The sequence below is a fragment of the Kribbella sp. CCNWLW201 genome (genome assembly GCF_037203805.1).
Classification (GTDB): Bacteria; Actinomycetota; Actinomycetes; order Propionibacteriales; family Kribbellaceae; genus Kribbella.
Genome location: NZ_JBBCBQ010000018.1, coordinates 1 through 19,245, shown reverse-complemented (window position 1 = coordinate 19,245; position 19,245 = coordinate 1). Strand labels below are relative to the sequence as shown.

Annotated in this window: 19 protein-coding genes; 9 read left to right on the top strand and 10 right to left on the bottom strand. The window is 68.3% G+C overall.

The features are described 5' to 3' along the window. Positions 1-10 precede the first annotated feature (10 nt). Positions 11-2,626, bottom strand: a complete 2,616-nt coding sequence (locus V9K99_RS41230) for an ATP-binding protein (RefSeq protein ID WP_337011392.1) — start codon at positions 2,624-2,626, stop codon at positions 11-13. 119 nt (positions 2,627-2,745) lie between these two features. On the opposite strand from V9K99_RS41230, the gene V9K99_RS41225 reads away from it, so the two are divergent. Both V9K99_RS41225 and V9K99_RS41220 read left to right on the top strand, forming a co-directional pair. After that, positions 2,746-3,330, top strand: a complete 585-nt coding sequence (locus V9K99_RS41225) for a dihydrofolate reductase family protein (protein ID WP_337011394.1) — start codon at positions 2,746-2,748, stop codon at positions 3,328-3,330. Between the two features lie 11 nt (positions 3,331-3,341). Next, entirely contained in the window at positions 3,342-3,818 is a 477-nt protein-coding gene (locus tag V9K99_RS41220; protein ID WP_337011397.1) for a pyridoxamine 5'-phosphate oxidase family protein, read from the top strand. On the opposite strand, the gene V9K99_RS41215 is transcribed toward V9K99_RS41220, so the two are convergent. The 3 genes from V9K99_RS41215 to V9K99_RS41205 form a co-directional block, all read right to left on the bottom strand. Further along, positions 3,815-4,471, bottom strand: coding sequence for a nucleotidyltransferase domain-containing protein (locus V9K99_RS41215; RefSeq protein ID WP_337011399.1), 657 nt, complete (start codon positions 4,469-4,471; stop codon positions 3,815-3,817). The two genes, V9K99_RS41220 and V9K99_RS41215, sit on opposite strands and share 4 nt — an antisense overlap. A 393-nt stretch (positions 4,472-4,864) precedes the next feature. Continuing rightward, entirely contained in the window at positions 4,865-5,821 is a 957-nt protein-coding gene (locus V9K99_RS41210; RefSeq protein WP_337011401.1) for an electron transfer flavoprotein subunit alpha/FixB family protein, read from the bottom strand. 14 nt (positions 5,822-5,835) lie between these two features. Further along, positions 5,836-6,618 (bottom strand): electron transfer flavoprotein subunit beta/FixA family protein, encoded by a 783-nt coding sequence (locus tag V9K99_RS41205; RefSeq protein ID WP_337011404.1) that lies wholly within the window; start codon positions 6,616-6,618, stop codon positions 5,836-5,838. A 199-nt stretch (positions 6,619-6,817) separates the two neighbouring features. Here V9K99_RS41205 and V9K99_RS41200 point away from each other — a divergent pair, with 199 nt between their 5' ends. Further along, complete coding sequence (locus V9K99_RS41200) at positions 6,818-7,558, top strand: class I SAM-dependent methyltransferase (RefSeq protein WP_337011406.1); 741 nt, start codon at positions 6,818-6,820, stop codon at positions 7,556-7,558. Here V9K99_RS41200 and V9K99_RS41195 read toward each other — a convergent pair. From V9K99_RS41195 to V9K99_RS41170, 6 genes are all read right to left on the bottom strand, one after another. Then, positions 7,533-8,237 (bottom strand): hypothetical protein, encoded by a 705-nt coding sequence (locus V9K99_RS41195; protein WP_337011408.1) that lies wholly within the window; start codon positions 8,235-8,237, stop codon positions 7,533-7,535. The genes V9K99_RS41200 and V9K99_RS41195 overlap by 26 nt on opposite strands. A 313-nt stretch (positions 8,238-8,550) precedes the next feature. After that, the gene (locus V9K99_RS41190; protein ID WP_337011410.1) at positions 8,551-9,411 is read right to left on the bottom strand and encodes an acyltransferase; all 861 of its coding nucleotides are present in this window, start codon (positions 9,409-9,411) and stop codon (positions 8,551-8,553) included. A gap of 9 nt (positions 9,412-9,420) precedes the next feature. Then, on the bottom strand, positions 9,421-10,425 hold the full coding sequence (locus tag V9K99_RS41185; RefSeq protein ID WP_337011412.1) for a class I SAM-dependent methyltransferase: 1,005 nt from the start codon (positions 10,423-10,425) through the stop codon (positions 9,421-9,423). A 1-nt stretch (position 10,426) separates the two neighbouring features. Then, positions 10,427-11,206 (bottom strand): enoyl-CoA hydratase/isomerase family protein, encoded by a 780-nt coding sequence (locus V9K99_RS41180; protein ID WP_337011414.1) that lies wholly within the window; start codon positions 11,204-11,206, stop codon positions 10,427-10,429. Between the two features lie 90 nt (positions 11,207-11,296). After that, positions 11,297-12,334, bottom strand: a complete 1,038-nt coding sequence (locus V9K99_RS41175) for a Gfo/Idh/MocA family protein (protein WP_337011416.1) — start codon at positions 12,332-12,334, stop codon at positions 11,297-11,299. Continuing rightward, on the bottom strand, positions 12,331-13,398 hold the full coding sequence (locus tag V9K99_RS41170) for a Gfo/Idh/MocA family protein (RefSeq protein WP_337011418.1): 1,068 nt from the start codon (positions 13,396-13,398) through the stop codon (positions 12,331-12,333). Before V9K99_RS41170 ends, V9K99_RS41175 begins: the two co-directional genes overlap by 4 nt. A gap of 144 nt (positions 13,399-13,542) precedes the next feature. On the opposite strand from V9K99_RS41170, the gene glgX reads away from it, so the two are divergent. The 6 genes from glgX to V9K99_RS41140 are packed head-to-tail and all read left to right on the top strand — an operon-like array spanning position 13,543 to position 19,048. Further along, complete coding sequence (gene glgX / locus V9K99_RS41165; protein WP_337011420.1) at positions 13,543-15,627, top strand: glycogen debranching protein GlgX; 2,085 nt, start codon at positions 13,543-13,545, stop codon at positions 15,625-15,627. A gap of 58 nt (positions 15,628-15,685) precedes the next feature. Then, positions 15,686-16,453 (top strand): SGNH/GDSL hydrolase family protein, encoded by a 768-nt coding sequence (locus V9K99_RS41160; protein WP_337011421.1) that lies wholly within the window; start codon positions 15,686-15,688, stop codon positions 16,451-16,453. Between the two features lie 28 nt (positions 16,454-16,481). Beyond that, on the top strand, positions 16,482-16,892 hold the full coding sequence (locus tag V9K99_RS41155) for a MarR family winged helix-turn-helix transcriptional regulator (RefSeq protein WP_337011423.1): 411 nt from the start codon (positions 16,482-16,484) through the stop codon (positions 16,890-16,892). Beyond that, positions 16,889-17,275, top strand: a complete 387-nt coding sequence (locus V9K99_RS41150; protein ID WP_337011425.1) for a hypothetical protein — start codon at positions 16,889-16,891, stop codon at positions 17,273-17,275. Before V9K99_RS41155 ends, V9K99_RS41150 begins: the two co-directional genes overlap by 4 nt. Positions 17,276-17,330: 55 nt before the next feature. Continuing rightward, positions 17,331-18,155, top strand: a complete 825-nt coding sequence (locus tag V9K99_RS41145; RefSeq protein WP_337011427.1) for a MerR family transcriptional regulator — start codon at positions 17,331-17,333, stop codon at positions 18,153-18,155. Beyond that, a complete protein-coding gene (locus tag V9K99_RS41140; RefSeq protein WP_337011429.1) occupies positions 18,155-19,048 on the top strand; it encodes a transglutaminase-like domain-containing protein in 894 nt (297 codons plus the stop codon). Before V9K99_RS41145 ends, V9K99_RS41140 begins: the two co-directional genes overlap by 1 nt. The last annotated feature ends 197 nt before the right edge of the window (positions 19,049-19,245 follow it).

Sequence of the window (19,245 nt, the reverse complement as noted above, 5' to 3'; positions counted from 1 at the left end):
TCCTCGGGCCTCAACGGTGGGACAGCAGGCTGAGCGTGAGGTCGTGCTCGAAACCCGCCCCGATCCGCTCGAACCGGTCCGCCGCCTGGGTGAGGGCGGCCGCGTCGCCGGTCAGCCGGCCGCGGGCGCGGAGCAGGACGGCGTCCGCCCAGCCGTTCTCGGACGCCGCCGCGTCGAGGTACTGCTCGGCGTCTGGCAGAGCGGCAACGACCGCCAACTCGGCGCCCGCGGCGTGCGCGTACGGGATCCACCACGGTTGGGGGAAGTCGGCGAAGCAACGCCGGACCAGCCTCTCGGCGTCGCCGACCTCGGCGCCGGAGTCGAACCGGTGCACGGCCAGGCGGGCGTCGGCGAAGACTGCGGTTGTCCACAGCATCTGCGCGTCCTCCGGTTCGTCGACTCCGGCGATCTCCAGGGCGCGAGCCCGCCAGACGTCGGCCTGGCCGGTGCCGAGCAGCCCGTGCGCCAGCGCCGCGGCGGCCGCGGCCGACGACATCCACGCGGTCGGCGGACATCCGGCGGCACGCCAGCCGTTCCACATCACGTCGGCCGCGCGCACGGCCTCGTCGAAGAGCCCGCTGAGCGCGAAGGCACGAATTCGCCGTGGCGCGGTGATGTACGGGTGCCCGTGCACCGGATCGTCGGTGAGAAGAGCCAGCCGGACTGCCTCCGTCAGGTCACCGACCGCGATCGCAGACGTGGAGACGACGTGGAACGCGTCCACGATCTCGGCGACCGCCCGGGGATCGTGGTGTGGGAGGGAAGCGCCGAGCGCGAACCTCTCCTTGGCGGCCAGCCACGCGTCCTCGTACCGGCCGGCGGAAGCGACGGCGGCGCCGTACACGTCCAGAGCGTTCATCACCGCGAGCGGATCCTTCGCCTGCCGCGCCGCCTCGACCGCGGCCTCCGCGGGTCCGAGCTCCGGCCGTGCGACCCAGGCGCGGGCGATGTCGACCTGCACCCGGTCGAGACCGGGTTCGTCCGGAAGCAGGCTCGCGCCGCGGTCCGCCGTCTCTGGGAAGGTGCCCTCGTAACGGTTCCGGATCACGACGGCGTACGCGAGCGCATCCTGCCTGAGCTGTTGGTTGTCCGCTGCGGCGGCTGCCCTCTCCATCAGTTGGTAGGCGTGGGTGCCGTCAGCAACCGCCAGAGCGGCATCGGCTGCGTCGCGGAGATCGTCGTACAGCTGAGTCGCGTCCGCAGCGTGTGCCGCTGCGGTGAGGTAGTGCTCGCGGGCCTCGACGAACCGCTTCCGGGCGAACGTCAGGTGTGCCAGTCGCCGCGCCAACCGTCGTACGTCGGTCTCCGGCCGACCAACCGCGGCCCGGAGGTCCGCGGTCACCTGGTCGAACTCGCTCTGCCAGTCGTCACCCTGGATGAGTCGCGTCTCCAGGCGGTCGGCGGTGCTGTCGGCCCACGCCAGGTGCTTGAGCGCGACCTCGTCGTACTCACCGCGTCGGCCGAGCTCGTCCAGTGCGAAGACGCGGACCGTCTCCAGCATGCGCCACCTGCTGGTGCCATCGAGCTGGGTCCGGTGCAGCAGGCTCTTGTCGGTCAGGCGGCCGAGCAGGTCGCTCACCTCACCGCGACTGCTCGCTGGGCTGGTGGCCGCTGCCGCACTGAGGTCGAACCCGCCGACGAAGACACCCAGCCGCCGGAACAGCGCTCGCTCGGCATCGTCAAGCAGCTCGTAGCTCCACCCGATCACCTGTGCCAGGGAGTGGTGCCGCTCGTTCGGCCCGCGTCCACCCGCCAACAGTCGCAGCCGGTCGTCCAGCGCGGCCAGCAACCCGTCTGGTCCCAGCGAACCAGCCCGAGCCGCGGCAAGCTCAATTGCCAGCGGTACGCCGTCCAGCCCGGCGCACACCTGGGTAGTGACCTGCTCGTCGAGCTCCGGCGCGACCAAGGCGGCCCGGTCCCGAAACAGCTGCTCTGCCTCGGACCCAAGCGCCAGCGGACCCAACTGCACCGGCCGCTCCCCCGCCACACCGATCCGCTCCCGGCTAGTCACCAGTACGGCGGTCTCCGGCGCCTGGGTCAGGATCCGCGCAACCAGGTCGCCGACCTCCTCGACCAGGTGCTCACAGTTGTCGAGCACGAGCAGGGCCCGCCCTCGTTGCAGTCGCTCCAGCAGAGCGTCAATCAGAGTCTGTGGCGGTTGCTCGCGTACGCCGAGTGCCTCAGCGACCGCGGCCACGACGAACCCGGGCCGGACCGGGACCAGGTCCACGAACGCACCGCCGTACGGATAGTTACCGCCGACCTCGGCCGCGACCCGCAGGGCCAACCGGGTCTTGCCGACACCACCCGGGCCGAGCAGGCTCACCAGCCTGTTACTGCCTAAGGCCGCCAGCAACTCCGTCTGCTCGTGCTCGCGACCGACGAACGTCGTACCGGGGCTTGCCAGCGTGGTGAAGCCGCGGTGATCGGTGTTCGACAGCTCAGCCAGGCCGGCCAGCTCGCGGCGGTCCGCGACGCCGTACTTGCGCAGCAACGACGAGATGTGGCTTTCGACGGTGCGCACGCTGATGTGCAATTGGCGCGCGATCTGGGCGTTGGAGCGTCCGCCGGCGAGCGCGGCCAGCACTTCCGCCTCGCGGGCGGACACCTCCGTCGGGCTGGTCACGAGCCCATCATGCCCGCGCGGCGGTGCGATCCGTGGTGGTTCGGTGGTGGGCACGGACGACATTCCGTACCACCGGCTCGCAGTCTGGTGTCACTTCCTCGAAGCGAACGGAGCAGATGATGGGACGCGTGTTGGTCGACATCACCATGTCGCTGGACGGGTTCGTGACCGGACCCGGAGCGGATCTCGCCCACGGCCTCGGCATCGGCGGCGAGCCCCTGCACGACTGGATCGTCGGCGACGACCGGACCGCCGCCGACCGCGAGGCGCTCGACCGGACCCAGGCCGGCGTCGGCGCGGTGCTGGTGGGCCGTCGTACGTTCGACTTCATCGACGGGCCGCACGGCTGGCCTGAATCCACTGCCGACGAAGGGCGGCCGCCGATCTTCGTCGTCACCTCGCACAAGCCCGCGCGGGCGCGACTGGACGGCTTCGAGTTCGCCACGGACGGGATCCATCAGGCGCTCGAGCGCGCTCAGGACGCGGCCGGCGACAAAGACGTGATGATCATGGGCGGCGGTCACCTGTGCCGCCAGTACCTGTACGCCGGCCTGGTGGACGAGGTACGCATCCACCTGACGCCGATCGTGCTCGGCGAGGGCACCCCACTGTTCGAACGTACGACGATCGCACCCGTCCGACTGATCCAGCGCGACGCCGCCGTCACCCCGGCCGCGGCCCACCTCACGTACGACGTTGCCTGAAAGGAACTGTGATGTCGCAGGAGATCTTCGACCAGCGCGCAGCCGCGGTCATCGAAGCGAACAAGTACATGGCCATCGCCACCGTGGACGCCGACGGCCTCCCGTGGATCACGCCGGTGTACTTCACCCCCGACGGCCACACCGACTTCTACTGGGTCTCGTCCCCGGACTCCGAGCACTCCCTCAACATCACCAGCCGCCCGAACGTCAGCATCGCCATCTTCGACTCCAGCGTCCCCATCGGCCAAGCGTCGGCCGTCTATCTCCGCGCCCAGGCCGGCCTGGTCCCCGACGACGAACTCGAGCGCTGCGCGGCCCTCTACTCGGCCCGCCTCGGCGAACTCCGCACCTTCACCGCCGACGAGCTCCGCGCCCCCGCCGACCTCCGCCTCTACCGGGCCCGGGCCACCGATCACTGGATCCTCGTCCGCGGCCGAGACCCCGAGTACGGCACGGGCATCGACTCTCGCCGCCCGGTCTGGGTCTAGCTCTCGCGGATGCGGACCAGCCACGGGTGATCGGGGTGCAGGTGCTCGATCATGTCGGCGAGCCAGGTCCGCTGGGTTTCGGTGAGCTTGGGTAGTGCGGCGGCGAGGTCTTGGTTGTCTTTGGGGCGGTTGAGGAGGGCTTTGAAGGTGAGGGCCATTTCGGGGGTGAGGTAGCGGATGCCGTCCGACGCGATCCAGGTGATGTCGTCGAGGGCGTAGTCGAGGGCCGGGTCCCGCCGGAACACCCAGCGGCCGTCGCGGTCGGGGTTGGGCTGCAGGTCGAACTCCCACGGCGCCAAGGCATGTTTGCGCAACCAGATCTGGACCGCGTCCTCGGGCAGTTCCGGGCGCTCGTCCGTCAGTGGCTGCAACCGTCCACCGGCGTTGGACCAGACGTCGTAGCGGCCCTTCAGGTAGGTGCGCAGTTTCTCGGTGTCGCGACGCCAGAGTGATACGTCGACGTCCTCATGTTCCCGTCGTACCCCGGTGAACGCGTCGATCGCCCAACCACCGGCGATCCACCACTCCCCGTCGTACCCCTCCAGCAACTCCCGCGCCTCCACCGGAGTCGACGCCTTCCACGGCCCATACAACCGCTGAAACACCAACTCCTCCCCCTCGAGCCCCTCGTCATACCAAACCCGCTCCTCCACAAGTCCCCCTCAGTCGTCCCCCGGGCCTCGGCCGCCCAGTCCCCGACGCCTGGTGCCGCCTCCAGAAAGCTCGGGTTTCATCGTGCCAGCTGCCTTCCCACGGACTGGGAGGGTTTTCAGCCCACCTCACGGCAGGTCAGCCCATCAGAGGGTGGGTTCGCCAACCAAAGTCCGATGGGCCTACCCACACTCTGGTTAGCTGACCCACCACCACGGCGGATCGTGCCAGGTGCCTCGCACCGGCCAGTTGCGTGCGGTGGGATAGCGCGACCGTAGACGTGCGACGGCCCGGCTCGGGAGGGGAGCCGGGCCGGGCCGTCGGGGCCGGAGGTCGAGGGGTGAGCTCCGGTCGGGGGGCTGGGTCCCCGGGGGAAGGGACCCAGCCTTTGTGGTTCAGGACTTGCGCTTGGTGACTTCTTCGGTGGCGGCGGGGAGGACCTTGTGGAGGTCGCCGACGACGCCGAAGTCGACCAGCTCGAAGATCGGGGCCTCTTCGTCCTTGTTGACGGCCACGATGGTCTTCGAGGTCTGCATACCCGCGCGGTGCTGGATCGCACCGGAGATACCGGCCGCGACGTACAGCTGCGGCGACACGGTCTTGCCGGTCTGGCCGACCTGGTAGGCGTGCGGGTACCAGCCCGAGTCGACCGCCGCACGCGACGCACCGACCGCGGCACCGAGGGAGTCGGCGAACGCCTCGACCGGACCGAAGTCACCGCCGGTCCCGCGACCACCGGACACGATGATCGCGGCCTCGGTCAGCTCCGGACGACCGGTCGCCTCCCGCGGCTTCGACTCCACGATCTTGGCGGTCTTGGCGACGTCGGAGATCGAGACGTCGAACTCCTCCACCTCCGGCGAGGTCTCCGCGGCCTCCGGGGTGGCCGCGTTCGGCTTGACCGTGATGATCGGCGTGCCGTGGGTGACCTTGGCCTGGACCGAGTAGTTACCGGCGAACACCGACTGCGTGGTGACCGGGCCACCGTCACCGGCGGCGACGTCGACGGCGTCGGTGATCAGGCCGGAGTCCAGCTTGACCGCCAGCCGGGCGGCGATCTCCTTGCCCTCGGCGGACGAGGAGATCAGGATCGCGGACGGCTCGATCTTGGCCGCGACCTGCTGCAGCGCCTCGGCCTTCGGCGCGACCAGGAACTGGGACAGCTCCGGGTTCGAGAGCGCGATCACCTTGGTCGCGCCGTACTGACCGAGCGCCGGCAGCGCGTCCTGCACACCGTCGCCGATGTAGACCGCGACCGGCTCGCCGAGCCGGCGGGCGATGGTGAGCAGTTCCGCGGTCGTCTTGCGGACCTTTCCACCGGTGTGGTCAACGAGAACCAGAACGTTCGACATGAACTGATCGCCCCTCAGAGGAACTTGTTGGTGGACAGGAACTCGACGAGCTGGGTAGCGCCGCTACCGTCCTCGTCGGTGACGATCGTGCCGGCGGTCCGCGGCGGACGGGCGGTCACCTCGACCACCTCGGTCCAAGCCGACGCGCCGCCCACCTGGTCCGGCGAGATCTCCAGGTCGGCCAGCGACCAGGTCTGCACCGGCTTCTTCTTCGCCGCCATGATGCCCTTGAACGACGGGTACCGCGGCTCGTTCGCCTGATCCGACACGCTCAGCACCAGCGGGAGCGTGCCCTCGATCGTGTCGCTCGCGGTGTCGCCGTCGCGGCGGATCCGCACGGTCTGCCCGTCGACGGTGACGTCCGAGCCCAGCGTCACGGCCGGCAGCCCGAGCCGCTCCGACACCATCGCCGGGACGACACCCATAGACCCGTCGGTCGAACCCATCCCGAACACGACCAGGTCGGCCTCGAGCTTGGCCAGCGCCTTCGACAAGATCAGCGAGGTCGCCACCGCATCCGAACCATGGATCGCGTCATCCAGAACGTGGACACCGGCATCGGCGCCCATCTGCAGACCCTTCTTCACCGCGTCGGCGGCCTGCTCCGGGCCGACGGTCAGCACCGTCACCTCGGCATCACCGGACTCCTTGACGGTCAGTGCGGTCTCGACGGCATATTCGTCCAACTCGGACAACAACCCGTCGACACCGGCGCGGTCCACCGTGTTGTCCTCCGGGCGGAAGCGGCGGTCCGCGGTGGCATCCGGCACGAACTTCGCGCAGACGACGATCTTCATAGCGTGTGGGACCCCTTCTGGTTAACGGTCTCTCCCAAGCCTGCCACGGATGTTACTCACGAGAAACATAATCCCGTGCGAGTCCCATCACAGTCCGGCCCTGCCTGCTTAGCCGAGCCGACGGCACAGAACAAGTGGACACGGCTGTGACGTGCAAACACACACCGCTGCTTCATCGAGAAACACTAGGCTGACCCAGGTGACCGAGACGTTACCGCTCACCGGCGAGAGAACTGCGCCCGGGATCTGGCACGAGAACTACTGGTTCGCGCGCCACGAGGCCGCCTACCGCTGGATCTCAGCCAACCTGGCACTGACCGGCCGCGTCCTCGACGCCGGCTGCGGCGAGGGGTACGGCGCGGAGCAACTCCGCCTGGCCGGGGCGGACTCCGTGACCGGTCTCGACTATGAAGATACGACTCTTCGGCACGTCCGCCGCGTTTATCCACAGGTCGATGTGGTCCGCGGCAACCTCGTCCAGACCGGGTTCGCCGACGCGACCTTCGACCTGATCACCTCGCTGCAGACGATCGAGCACCTGTGGGAGCAGCCGCGCTTCATCACCGAGTGCGCGCGCATCCTGGCACCCGAGGGAACGCTCATCCTCAGCACGCCGAACCGGCTGACCTTCCCGAGCGGGAACTGGTACCACACGCGCGAGCTGACGGCCGCGGAGTTCGCCGAACTGCTCGAGCCGCACTTCGAGATCACGCACGCACTCGGACTCCACCACGGCAACCGCCTGCGCACGTGGGAAGCGCAGTACGGCTCCTGTGTGGACGCCCAACTGGCGATCGGGTACGACGCCTGGGACGACAACCTGACCACGTTGGTGACGAGCACGCGCCACGACGACTTCGAGATTCGCCCAGGCGACCTGGACGAATCCCTCGATCTGCTGCTCGTCGCGAAAGCTAAGGCCGGACGAACCGCTCGATGATCTTGCCTGCGATCAGGTAGACCAGCGCGGCGATACCCCAGTTCACCAGCAGGGTGTTCTTCGCGGTCTCCAGCCGGAACAGGTCCTTGAACGGGCCGACCAGGTCGTGCCCGCGTTCCAGCACCCAGCGCACGATCTCGTTGCTCTGGTTGGTCTGATCGAGCGCGGTGAACAGCGCGCCGAGCGCCAGCACCGCGGCCGCGATCACCGCGACGAGCCAGATCAGCGAGGCGATCAGGTTCCGCAGCCTCCGCACTCCGGAGCCCACCGAACTCAGCGCCTGCTTGCCCTTACCGGACGACCCGGCCGGGGCTTTGTTGCCTGCGGCACCGGACTTCGCAGCAACCGACGCGGCCGGCACCTTGGTCACCGGCTTGGTCACCGACGTCTCCGCCGGATCCTTGCCGCTGGCATCCTTTACAGGAGCGGCCGACTCGGCCGCAGCCTTCTCCCGGGCCCGCTGCTCGGCGACGATCTCCGCCGCGGTCTTCGGCCGGGCCGGCTTCGTCACCGTCGCGGTCGAACCACGGCCGCTCGCCTCGGCAGCTTTGTCGGCACCCTCTTCCGGTGGCTTCACCGCCTTCTCGGTGTCCGCCGCCTTCTCCTCATGCGTACCCACGTCGTCCATCTCCTCAGCCGGGGTCGGTTCCTCGTCCGTCGCCGTCACGGTCTCCTGCACCGGCGGTCTCCTCCGCCGGCTGACCGGGACAGGGCGCGGCGACAACCTGCGCCGGGCCCCCGCGAGCGGGGCCGGTGCCGCTGTCCTGCCGTCCACTGCCTGCACTTCTGGGTCCAGCCTTCGGTTCACACCCACGTTCCGAACCGCCGCCGGCGGTTCAGCACTCGTTTCAAGCGCTGGTTCCAACGTAGCGCTGCCGGGTTCGGTCACGATCGGAACCGGGTCCACGGCGCGGATCCGCGCCTGGGTGATCGAGTCGTCGGCCGCCGCCTGATCGAGCAGAGACCGATCGGTTGGGTCGGTCCCGGTCTGCTCAGCCACGCTGCGTCTCCTCTCCGACGGTCAACCGGTCGCCGTCCGACCGAACGTGTGGGACATAGTGCCCGACCGGTGAGTAACTTGAGAACCCCTCGTTGTCACTTCCCTCACCAGCCGCAGCGTTGCCATCACCCTCAGCTTCCCCCGGTACGGCGCTCCTACTCGGGACCTCGAGTGGAACGCCGGCGCGGAGACGGGCTGCGGTGCGGTCGTTCGCCTCGGCCAGCCCGGCCAGGTAGGCCCGCCGGGTGGCGTCGGCGGCGTACCGGGCGGTGCGGTCGGCAACGACCACGGCCGGTACCCCGGCGGCGACGGCGTACGAAGGAATGTTGCCACGGGCAACACTGTTCGCGCCGATCACCACGCCGCGACCGATATCGGTTCCGCGGGTGACGGTGACCTTGGTGGCCAGCCAGCAGTCCGGGCCGATCCGGACCGGCGACTTGACCAGGCCCTGGTCCTTGATCGGCAGGCCGAGATCCTCGGTCTTGTGGTCGAAGTCGCAGATGTAGGTCCAGTCCGCGATCAGCGTGGAGGCACCGATCTCGATGTCCAGGTAGCAGTTGACCGTGACGTCGCGGGCGAACACCACCTTGTCGCCGATCCGCAGCGTGCCCTCGTGCGCGCGCAGCCGGGTCTCGTCCCCCAGGTGCACCCACTTGCCGAGGATGATCCGGCCGTGACCGGGCCGCGCCACGATCTCCAGCTTCTTGCCCAGGAAGACGAAGCCCTCGGTGATCACGCCGGGGTGACGCAGCTTGAACCAGGCGAACCGCCAGTAGCGCGTCAGGTAGTACGGCGTCCACGCCCGGTGGCGCACCACCCAGCGCAGATTCGCCGCGGTCAGCAACCGCATCCAATCACCCTACTGCGCGGATGGCACGCTGTTCTTGTCCCGCCCCACCACCCCGGTCGCTACGGCTGTAATAGAGACGTTGTAGTACAGCTCGTCCGGTACGACGGAGGACAGCACCTTGTCCACCTTGGACAGCTGCAGCCACGACTTGTACGCGAACATCCGCCACCCGAACCCGAGTTTCTGCTCCGGTACGGCGGCCTCGAACGTGCGGATCGGCCACCCGACCCACGCCGCCAGCAGCTCCTCGGTCACCGTGCGTACGTCGACGGCACCCGCACGCGAGGCCATCCGGGCCAGCGTGTCCGGGTCGAACGTGTGCAGATCGACTACGGCCTCCAGCGCGGCGGCCCGTGACGACTCGTCCAGCTCGGACTGCGGCCGGCGCCAGTCGGTCAGCGCCGGGAGCTTGGTCAGGTTCGTCGTCGCCCACCAGGTGAAGCGGGACAGGCGGCGCGCCACGAAGTCGCCGTACCGGGTGGGTTCGCCGCAGATGACGAAGCGGCCGCCCGGCTTGAGCACGCGCAGCATCTCGCGGAAGGCGAGTTCGACATCCGGGATGTGGTGGATGACGGCATGCCCGATGACCAGGTCGAAGGTGTCGTCGTCGTACGGCAGCTTCTCCGCGTCGGCGACCCGGCCCTCGATCGCGAAGCCGAGGGTCTTGGCGTTCTTCTTGGCCGCCTCGACCATGCCCGGCGAGAGGTCGGTGACATGGGCCTCGGCCAGTACGCCGGCCAGCTTGAGGTTCAGCGTGAAGAAGCCGGTGCCGGCACCGATCTCCAGCGACTTGCCGTACGGCCAGCCGTCCGAGCCGGCGATCGCGGTGAAGCGGTCGCGGGCGTAGGTGACGCAGCGTTCGTCGTACGAGATCGACCACTTCTCGTCGTACGTCGACGCCTCCCAGTCGTGGTAGAGCACCTGGGCGAGCTTGTTGTCGTTCCAGGCCGCCTCGACCTCTTCGGCGGTGGCGGCGGGCCTGTCGGCGACGGACTTGTCAGCAGATGGGGTCAACTCAGATTCCCTTGAACTCGGCCTTGCCGGGGCCGTTCTCGACGAAGGACTTCATCCCGATCGCGCGGTCCTCGGTGGCGAACAGCGCGGCGAACTGCTGCCGCTCGATCTCCAGCCCGGTGCCCAGGTCCACGCCGAGCCCGGAGTCGATCGCCTCCTTGGCGGCCCGCAGCGCGAGCGCGGCGCCGCGTGCGAACTGACCAGCCCAAGCGACAGCCGCGTCGTACACCTCAGCGGCAGGCACAACCTTGTCGACCAGGCCCAGCGAGAGCGACTCGGCGGCGTCCACGAACCGTCCGGTGTAGATCAGGTCCTTGGCCTTGGACGGACCGATCAGCCGGGACAGCCGCTGCGTGCCGCCGGCGCCGGGGATGATGCCGAGCAGGATCTCCGGCTGGCCGAGCTTGGCGTCCTCGGCGGCGATCCGGTAGTCGGCGCACAGGGCCAGTTCGCAGCCACCGCCCAGGGCGTACCCGGTGATGGCCGCGACCGTCGGCTTCGGGATCGCGGCGACCGCGGACAGTGAGGACTGCAGCGGCCCGGAGCGCTTGACCATGTCGGCGTACGACATGTCGGCCATCTCCTTGATGTCCGCACCGGCCGCGAACACCCGCTCGCCGCCGTAGATGACCACCGCGCGGACCTCGTCGTTCGCGGCCGCCTCGAGAGCGGCGGCCCGGATCTCCTCCTGGACCTGGACGTTCAGCGCGTTCATCTTCGGCCGGTCCAGCCGGATCGTGCCCACACCATCACTCACGGTGAGGTTGACGAACTCGCCCATCGCCTCGCTCCTTACAATCCAGGGTCCTGCCCGTCGGTCACAACCCCGGCACCGTACCGGACCACTCGACGTACTTGTACTGCGGGGAGGCTACAGATCGACCGGCTGACCCGAGAGCGCCGATCGCCGCGCTGCGTCGACGATCTTGAGGGTGCGCAGGCCCACAGTTCCATCCGGCTGCGGTACGACGGCCGGCGCCGTACGAGCCACCGCCGGACCGGACTCGCGGACCGCCGTCAGGAAAGTGCCTAGCATCGACGAGTCCAGGTTGGTGCCGATCGGCAGAAACACCTCACCGGACGCGTCCGTCCCGCCGACGTGGGCAAGGAACGGCTCGATCTCGACCGACCCGTTGGTCCCGGTCACCTGCAGGGACACGCCACCCCAGGTCGGGCCGTTGTCCGGCACGCTCCAGGAGCAGTCGATGGTTGCCAACAGCCCGTTGTCGTAGGTGACCGTGACCAGCCCACCGGTCTCCACGGCGACCCCCTTGTCCTGGTGCAGGACGTGGTTCGCGGCCGCATAGACCCGTTTTGCCGAGGCTCCACCGGTCAGCCCGTCGATCAGGTCGGCACAATGCACGGTGTGGTCGACCAGCGCTCCCCCACCGGCCAGCTTCGCGTCGGTGAACCACTGCCGCTGGTCGTACGGGATCTTCCCGTTGTTCGTCCCCAGTACGGCGAATACGTCGCCGAGCTTCCCGGCTTCGACGGAGGCGCGCAGCCGCAGGTACGACGGCGCGAACCGAACCGGGTAGGCGATCATCAGGATCGCACCGGCCTCCTCGCAAGCGGCCAGCATCGCCTCGCCATCGGCGACCTCAGTGGCCAGCGGCTTCTCACAGAGCACGTGTGCACCCACAGCCGCGGCCCGCTCGACCAGTTCGCGGTGCAATGCGTTCTCGCTCGTCACCACGACGGCATCCGGGCCCCAGTCGAACAGTTCGTCGTACGAGTCGACGTAGGCCACACCATGCTTCTCGGCAAACGCGAAGCCTCGCGGGCCCGCGTCGGGAGCGGAGGCTCCGTCGGGGTCGGCCGAGAGTACGTCGACGTCCGGCATGGCACCGAGCAAGGACGCGTACGACGAGGCGTGGGTGTGAGCGAACGAAGCGATTGCGACCTTCATGCCACTGCTCCCGACGGGTCGAAGGTTGTCATGTCGATGGTGCGGCCGGTCTCCATGGACGACCGGGCAGCCTCAGCCAGGTAGACCGCGGTCGCTCCGTCAGCGGCGAGCACCCGAGGCTCTGGTCCACCGCGCAGACCAAGAGCGAGCTCACGAAGCTGCGTCAGATAGGGGCTCTCCCCCAGCGTCGACGCCGGGATGAGCAGGTCGCCACCGACGTCTCCGTCCTGCAACTCCTCGGAGTACCCGGTGTCCTCCTCGGAGGAGTACTTCAGTACGCCGGACGCGCCCGCGACACTGAATCCGGATTGGAACTTCGTCCCCGTCGCACCCCAGGTCGCACGGCAATGGCTGATCGCGCCGGTGTCATGGGTGAGGGTGACATGCGCCGCCACGTTGACCGGGCTGATCCCGTCCACGGTCGGTGGGTTCTGTACGGCGTACACGCTGGTGACCTCGCCGCACAGCCACCGGGCCTGGTCGAGGTCGTGCACCATCAGGTCCATGATCACGCCGCCGGAGCGGGCCACGTCGCGGTACCACCCGGCACCCGCGGGCGACGAGGCCTGGCGGAAGAACCGGGCCACGGCGACCTCGCCGATCCGGCCCGCGCGGATGGCGTCGTACGCCGCGCTGTAGGCCGGGAAGAACCGGACCACGTGGGCCGGGTAGATCTTCACGCCGGCGGCCGCGGCGGCCGCGATCACCTCGTGCGAGTCTGACGCGGTCAGCGTCAGCGGCTTCTCGCAGATCACGTTGCGACCCGCCTTGATCGCGGCCAGCGCGATCTCCTTGTGCGTCGGCGACGGAGTGACGATGTCGACGAACTCCACCTCCGCCAGGAGGCCGTCCAGCGACGGCGCGACCTCCAGCCCGTACTGGTCGGCGAGTTCGGCCGCGCCGGCCTCGGAGTACACCAGGACGCGCGCGCCGAGTGCCTTCCAGGCGGAGACGTGCACGTGCGCGATGTTGCCCGCGCCGATCAGGCCGACGGTCAGACCGGCCAACTGTTCCGACATGAGATCCCTTCCTCGAGTCCGGAGAAATCCTGCTTCGGTTCGCACCAGGGTGGGTAAGTTAGTAACGATCCTTGCGTATCATTGCGCACAGACGTTCGCAACAACCGTCTCACGAGCACAACGAACATTGTTATCGATAACTCACCCTGCACCCGCGACGGTTTGAGAGGACTTGTGCAGAATGTGCCGGTGACCGAAGCGACCGCCGCCCCGAGTGCTCTCGACACCGGGCTCCACCTGGGGGCAGTGGTCCAGACCGATGGCACGACCTTCACCCTGTGGGCCCCCGCCGCCGAACGCGTCGAACTCGCGCTGATCGCGGACGACGGCAGTCAGCGGAATCTGGATCTGGCCCATACCGGTGAGTGCTGGACCGGGTTCGTCCCGGGAGTGGGCCATGGGCAACGGTACGGATACCGGGTACACGGTCCGTTCGATCCGTCGCACGGGTTGCGGTTCAACCCGTCCAAGCTGCTGCTCGACCCGTACGCGCGGGCGGTCGACGGCTCGCTCGATTACTCGAGTCCTCTGATCTACGACTCGTCGGACGGGGACTCGGCGGGTCATGTCCCAGTCAGTGTGGTCGTTGCCCCGTCGGAGCCGCCGCCCCCGATCAGCCGGCCGGTGCACTGGGGCGAGACAGTCATCTACGAGTTGCACACCAAGGGGTTCACCAAACTCCATCCCGACGTACCCGAGCATCAGCGCGGGACGTACGCCGGTCTGGCGCATCCGTCGGTGATCAACTATCTGGTCGACCTCGGTGTCACGTCGGTCGAGTTGTTGCCGATCCACCATTTCCTGACCGAGCCGGCGATCGCCGCGCGAGGGTTGCCGAACTACTGGGGTTACAACAGCCTCAGCTACTTCGCGCCGCACGCGCCGTACTCGTCGTCGGGTTCGCGCGGTGAGCAGGTCGCGGAGTTCAAGGCGATGGTGGCCGCGTTCCATGCCGCCGGCATCGAAGTGATCCTGGACGTGGTCTACAACCACACCGCCGAGGGCGGCTTCGACGGGCCGACGCTGAGTTTCCGCGGTCTCGACAACCGGGCGTACTACCGGCTCGGCCACGGCGGGACGATGTACGACGTCACCGGGACGGGCAACTCGGTCGACACCTCGCATCCGCAGGTCCGCCGGCTGGTGATGGACTCGCTGCGGTACTGGGTCGAGGAGATGGGCGTCGACGGGTTCCGGTTCGACCTGGCCGTGACGCTGATCCGCAACGAGCGGCACGAGGTGGACACGGTCGACCATCCGTTCCTGGCCGAGGTCGCGGCGGATCCGGTGCTCGGCCGGGTCAAGCTGATCTCCGAGCCGTGGGACATCGGCCCGTTCGGCTACCAGGTCGGCAACTTCGGCACGCCGTGGTCGGAGTGGAACGGCAAGTTCCGCGACAGCGTGCGCGACGTCTGGCGGAACACCTCCGACGGGGTGAAGGACCTGGCCTACCGGCTGTCCGGTTCGAGCGACCTGTACGGCGACGACGGGCGCTACCCGTACGCGTCGATCAACTTCATCACCGCGCACGACGGGTTCACGCTGCGCGACCTGGTCAGCTACAACCACAAGCACAACGAGGCCAATCACGAGGACAACCGGGACGGCACCGACGACAACCGGTCCTGGAACTGCGGCGTCGAGGGCGAGACCGACGACCCGGCCGTGATCGCCTTGCGCAAACGGCAGATGGCGAACCTGATGTCCACGCTGATCCTGTCCACCGGCGTACCGATGATCACCGCCGGGGACGAGTGCGGGCGGACGCAGCACGGCAACAACAACGCTTACTGCCAGGACAGCTCGTTGTCATGGTTCGACTGGTCGTTGCCGGAGGCTTGGTCCGATCATCTCGAGCTGACGAAGAAGCTGCTCGCGCTCCGGGCAGCACACCCGGTCCTGCGTCAGTGGCACTACTTCTCCGGCGAGCCCGTGGTCGACGGCGGCCGCAAGGACCTGTCCTGGATCGCGCCGCACGGTGGCGAGATGACCGAGGCCGACTGGTACGACGGCAGTCTCAGGACGATCGGGATGTTCCTGGCCGGTGACGCACTCCGGGCGACCGATGCCGAGGGCAACGCTCTGACGGACAGCTCGTTCCTGATGGCGCTGAACGCGACACCGGAGGTCCGGCAGGTCGTCGTACCGGATGCTTCGTGGGCGCCGGCGTACGAGGTGGTGCTCGACACCAGCAACTCGATGGTCACCGAGGTCGAAGCCGGTGCCACTGTCCCGCTCGCGCCTCGCTGTCTGGTGTTGCTGCGCGCTTTGTGAGGCTTGATCCCGGAAGTACAGTTATTGGTCACCGTCTGTTCACTTCCGGGGGGGACCAATGTTGTTGCTGCGCCGAGGGGCTCGCGAACGTACGACGCCGATCGGCGCGCTGCATCGAGCCGTGATGCGGATGGGTGAGGCCGAGCGGACGTCGTCGCGTCATGCGTTTCAGCGGTGGGTCGACGGGGTCGCCTACGTCGACGTACAGGCCCGGACCTACGCGGATTTCTGGACCCGGCAGAACTCGGACGCACTGGCCGCCGATGGGCCGCTGTGGGTCGTGCTCGGCGACTCGACAGCGCAGGGGCTCGGGGCGTCGTCACCGTTGCATGGGTACGTCGGCCAGGTGCTCAACGCACTCCGCCGCACCGGACGTCCGTGGCGGGTGGTCAATCTGTCCCGCTCCGGCGCGCAGACCCGTCACGTGCTGGACGACCAGCTGCCGTTGGTCGAGGGACTCGGTGCCGAGTTGGTGACGTGCGGGATCGGCAACAACGACATTCTCGCCACACCACCTCGGCGATTCCGGACGCACCTGCGCGCGGTGATCGACCGTCTGCCGTCGTCGTCGGTGGTGATGGACCTGACCGTCCCGGACCGATTCTGGCGGGTCGGCGGCGTCTGCAGCCCGTACGTCACCGGCATCAACCAGTTCATCAACACCACCGCCACCGGACGCGGGCTCCCGGTCGCCGAGGTCTCCCGCCACGCCCGCCCACCCTGGCGCGGTCTCCTGGCCCCCGACTCCTTCCATCCCAACAACCTCGGCTACCGCCGCCACGCCGACGCCCTCCTCGCCGCCCTGCCCGCGAAAGTCACTGGCTGAATACTACGGATCCGGATAATCTGGATCCGTGGATGATGAGTTGTTGCTGGTGGTGTTGCAGCGGGCCACGCATGTGACGTTGCAGGTGCTGGGAACGGAGCTGGCCGATCTGGGGCTGACGGCTTCCGAGCTGAACGTGCTGGCGAATCTGGCCGACGGTCGCGGGCGGACGGTGTCGGAGATCGGGGCCGCGGCCGGAGTACGGCCGACGACGCTGACCGGCGTACTGGATCGGCTGGAGCAGAAGGGGCACATCACTCGCGCGCCGCGGGCGGGTGATCGGCGAGCGGTGGAGATCTCGCTGACGTCGGCTGGTGTGAAGAATGCGGGTCGAGTGCAGAAGGCTTTCGCATCGCTGGAAGGGCGGGCCTTGCAGGGGATCCCGGCCGGCTCGGTGAAGCAGGCGCGGCGGGTGCTGACGGCGTTGGGGGCGGTGTGAGTACGTTCGACGACTTGATGGGTGAAGTGATGGCGACCGCCGAGCGGTTCGGTCATCGGGAGCACGTGAAGCTGACGTGGCTCGCCGTACGGCGGTGTGGGACTGACCAGGCGGTCGAGTTGATCAGTGACGGCATCCAGCGGACCGCGCGGTATGCGGGGGCGCCACAGAAGTACAACGCGACGGTGAGCCGGGCGTGGGTGGAGCTGACCGCGTATCACATGGCCGAGGCACCGGGTGAAACGTTCGACGAGTTGCTGCGACGGAACCCCGGCCTGCTGGACAGGCGGCTCCTGACCCGGTTCTACAACTCACGCACCCTGGCCTCCCCGACCGCACGACGCCGCTGGGTAGAGCCGGACCTACACGCGTTTCCGGTGTGACGCCTCACCCGGCGGGGCTTTACCTTGCCCTTGGGGCAGGGGGTTTGATGTTCTCGTGTTGACGATCAGTGAGTTCGGGCGGCGTACTGGGCTCTCGCACAAAGCGTTGCGGTTGTACGACGTGTCCGGGCTGCTGCCACCCGCGCAGGTCGACCCGTCTAACGGGTATCGCCTGTACGACGAGGAGCAGCTCGAGCGCGCCCGGCGGATCAGTGTGCTGCGGCAGTTGGACATGCCGTTGACCACGATCGCCGAAGTACTGGCGGGATCGGACGAGGAGGCACTGATCCGGCTCGACCGGTGGTGGGCGGCCGAGGAGGCGACCACCGCGGCTCGACGGGCGACACTCGACTACCTGCGCGACCGGCTCTCGCGGTCGGGATCCCCTGGGTTGTCACCCCGGCCGGTGCTGACTCGCGACGTACCGGAGACGAAGATCGCGGCGATCCGGTCCGACACCGACCAGCAGTCGCTGATCGGGGTGATCGTGACCTCGACCGACGACATCCGCAGGTACCTCGAGTCCGCCGGGGCGACGCTGACCGGTGGGTCGTGGGTGATCTACCACGGTGCGGTGACACCGGAGGCCGAGGCGACCGTCGAGGTGTGCGTGCCGTTCGAGGGGCTGGTGGATCCGTCCGGGTCGATCGCGATCCGGGTCGAACCGGCCCACCGGGAGGCGTACTGCACCATCACCATGGACGAGTGCGTGTACCCGCGGATCATGCTCGCCTACGACCTGGTCGACGACTGGGTCCGTTCGACCGGGGAGGCGACCGCCGGTCCGCCGCGCGAGGTCTATCTGCCCGACTGTCACCTGCTCCCCCGCAACCAGCCGGCCGTCGACATCGCTCAGCCCATACTCGAAAGGAAGCACTGATGGACTACGCGGTTCAGACCGAGTACAGCGACCCCGGCGTACACGCGCACCTCTTCGACGCACTGCCGGACGACGTCGGCGGTATCGCGGCCGTCGTGCAAAACCTGATCATCCACTACCGCGGCGGCGGGATCACGTTCACCGGCGACCGCCTGGCCGAGATCGACCACCGCTGGGTTTCGTCGATGCTGACGACGGACCAGAAGCGCAACGGTACGGCGCTCGCCGTACCAAGGGAGCCGGTCGACCGGATCGTCGGGTGCTGCCGGGACTACACGCTGATGTTCGTCTCAGCCCTTCGGCACAAGGGGATCCCGGCCCGCAGCCGGATCGGCTTCGGCGACTACTTCAGCGACGGGTACCACCACGACCACGTCGTCGCGGAGTACTGGAACGGCGACCGCTGGGTGATGATCGACGCCCAACTCGATCCGGCCGGAAAGGAACCCTTCGATCTGCAGGACATGCCGCGCGGCCCATTCCTCAAGGCACCCCGCGGTCCGTTCCTCTCGGCTGCTGAGGTCTGGCTCGGCGTACGCGCCGGCGAACTCGACGAGACCCTCTTCGGCATCGACCCCGGCTCCCCGATCAGCGGCGGCTGGTTCATCCGCAACTACGTCCACCACCAACTCGCCCACCTGCAAGGCGACGAGCTCCTCCTCTGGGACAACTGGGGCACCATGACCGACACCCTCGACGGCGCCGACGTAAACCTCACCGACGAGATCGCAACCCTCTTGATTGCCTCCGACAACGGTGACGAAGCTGCCACCAAGGAACTGGCCGAGCGCTATCAGGCCGATCCGGAGTTGAGGCCCACCGGCCGCTCCTACATCACCTCCCCCACCGGCGCCCCACACACGTGGATCGACCTCGTACGCCCAGCGGCGTAGGCGAGTTACACCAACGCGGTAGCACCAAGTGCGACGCGGTTGTCGTACCGGGCTTATGCCGCAGGGGTTCTGCTGCGGTACAGGTGCGGGTTGGTTTGTTGGGGAGACGGGTCGTGGTTTCGCGGTCTCCGCTGCGTGATGGTGCTAGTCGGTGCGGTGTGCGTCAAGGGCGCCTTCGGCGTCCGCTTCGCGGATCG

Excerpts from the sequence above, each read along its gene's own strand:
- V9K99_RS41225 (WP_337011394.1), top strand. The coding sequence starts at position 2,746 with ATGGGACGCGTGTTGGTCGACATCACCATGTCGCTGGACGGGTTCGTG.
- V9K99_RS41220 (WP_337011397.1), top strand. The coding sequence starts at position 3,342 with ATGTCGCAGGAGATCTTCGACCAGCGCGCAGCCGCGGTCATCGAAGCG.
- V9K99_RS41210 (WP_337011401.1), bottom strand. The coding sequence starts at position 5,821 with ATGTCGAACGTTCTGGTTCTCGTTGACCACACCGGTGGAAAGGTCCGC.
- V9K99_RS41205 (WP_337011404.1), bottom strand. The coding sequence starts at position 6,618 with ATGAAGATCGTCGTCTGCGCGAAGTTCGTGCCGGATGCCACCGCGGAC.
- V9K99_RS41190 (WP_337011410.1), bottom strand. The coding sequence starts at position 9,411 with ATGCGGTTGCTGACCGCGGCGAATCTGCGCTGGGTGGTGCGCCACCGG.
- V9K99_RS41180 (WP_337011414.1), bottom strand. The coding sequence starts at position 11,206 with ATGGGCGAGTTCGTCAACCTCACCGTGAGTGATGGTGTGGGCACGATC.
- V9K99_RS41175 (WP_337011416.1), bottom strand. The coding sequence starts at position 12,334 with ATGAAGGTCGCAATCGCTTCGTTCGCTCACACCCACGCCTCGTCGTAC.
- V9K99_RS41160 (WP_337011421.1), top strand. The coding sequence starts at position 15,686 with ATGTTGTTGCTGCGCCGAGGGGCTCGCGAACGTACGACGCCGATCGGC.
- V9K99_RS41140 (WP_337011429.1), top strand. The coding sequence starts at position 18,155 with ATGGACTACGCGGTTCAGACCGAGTACAGCGACCCCGGCGTACACGCG.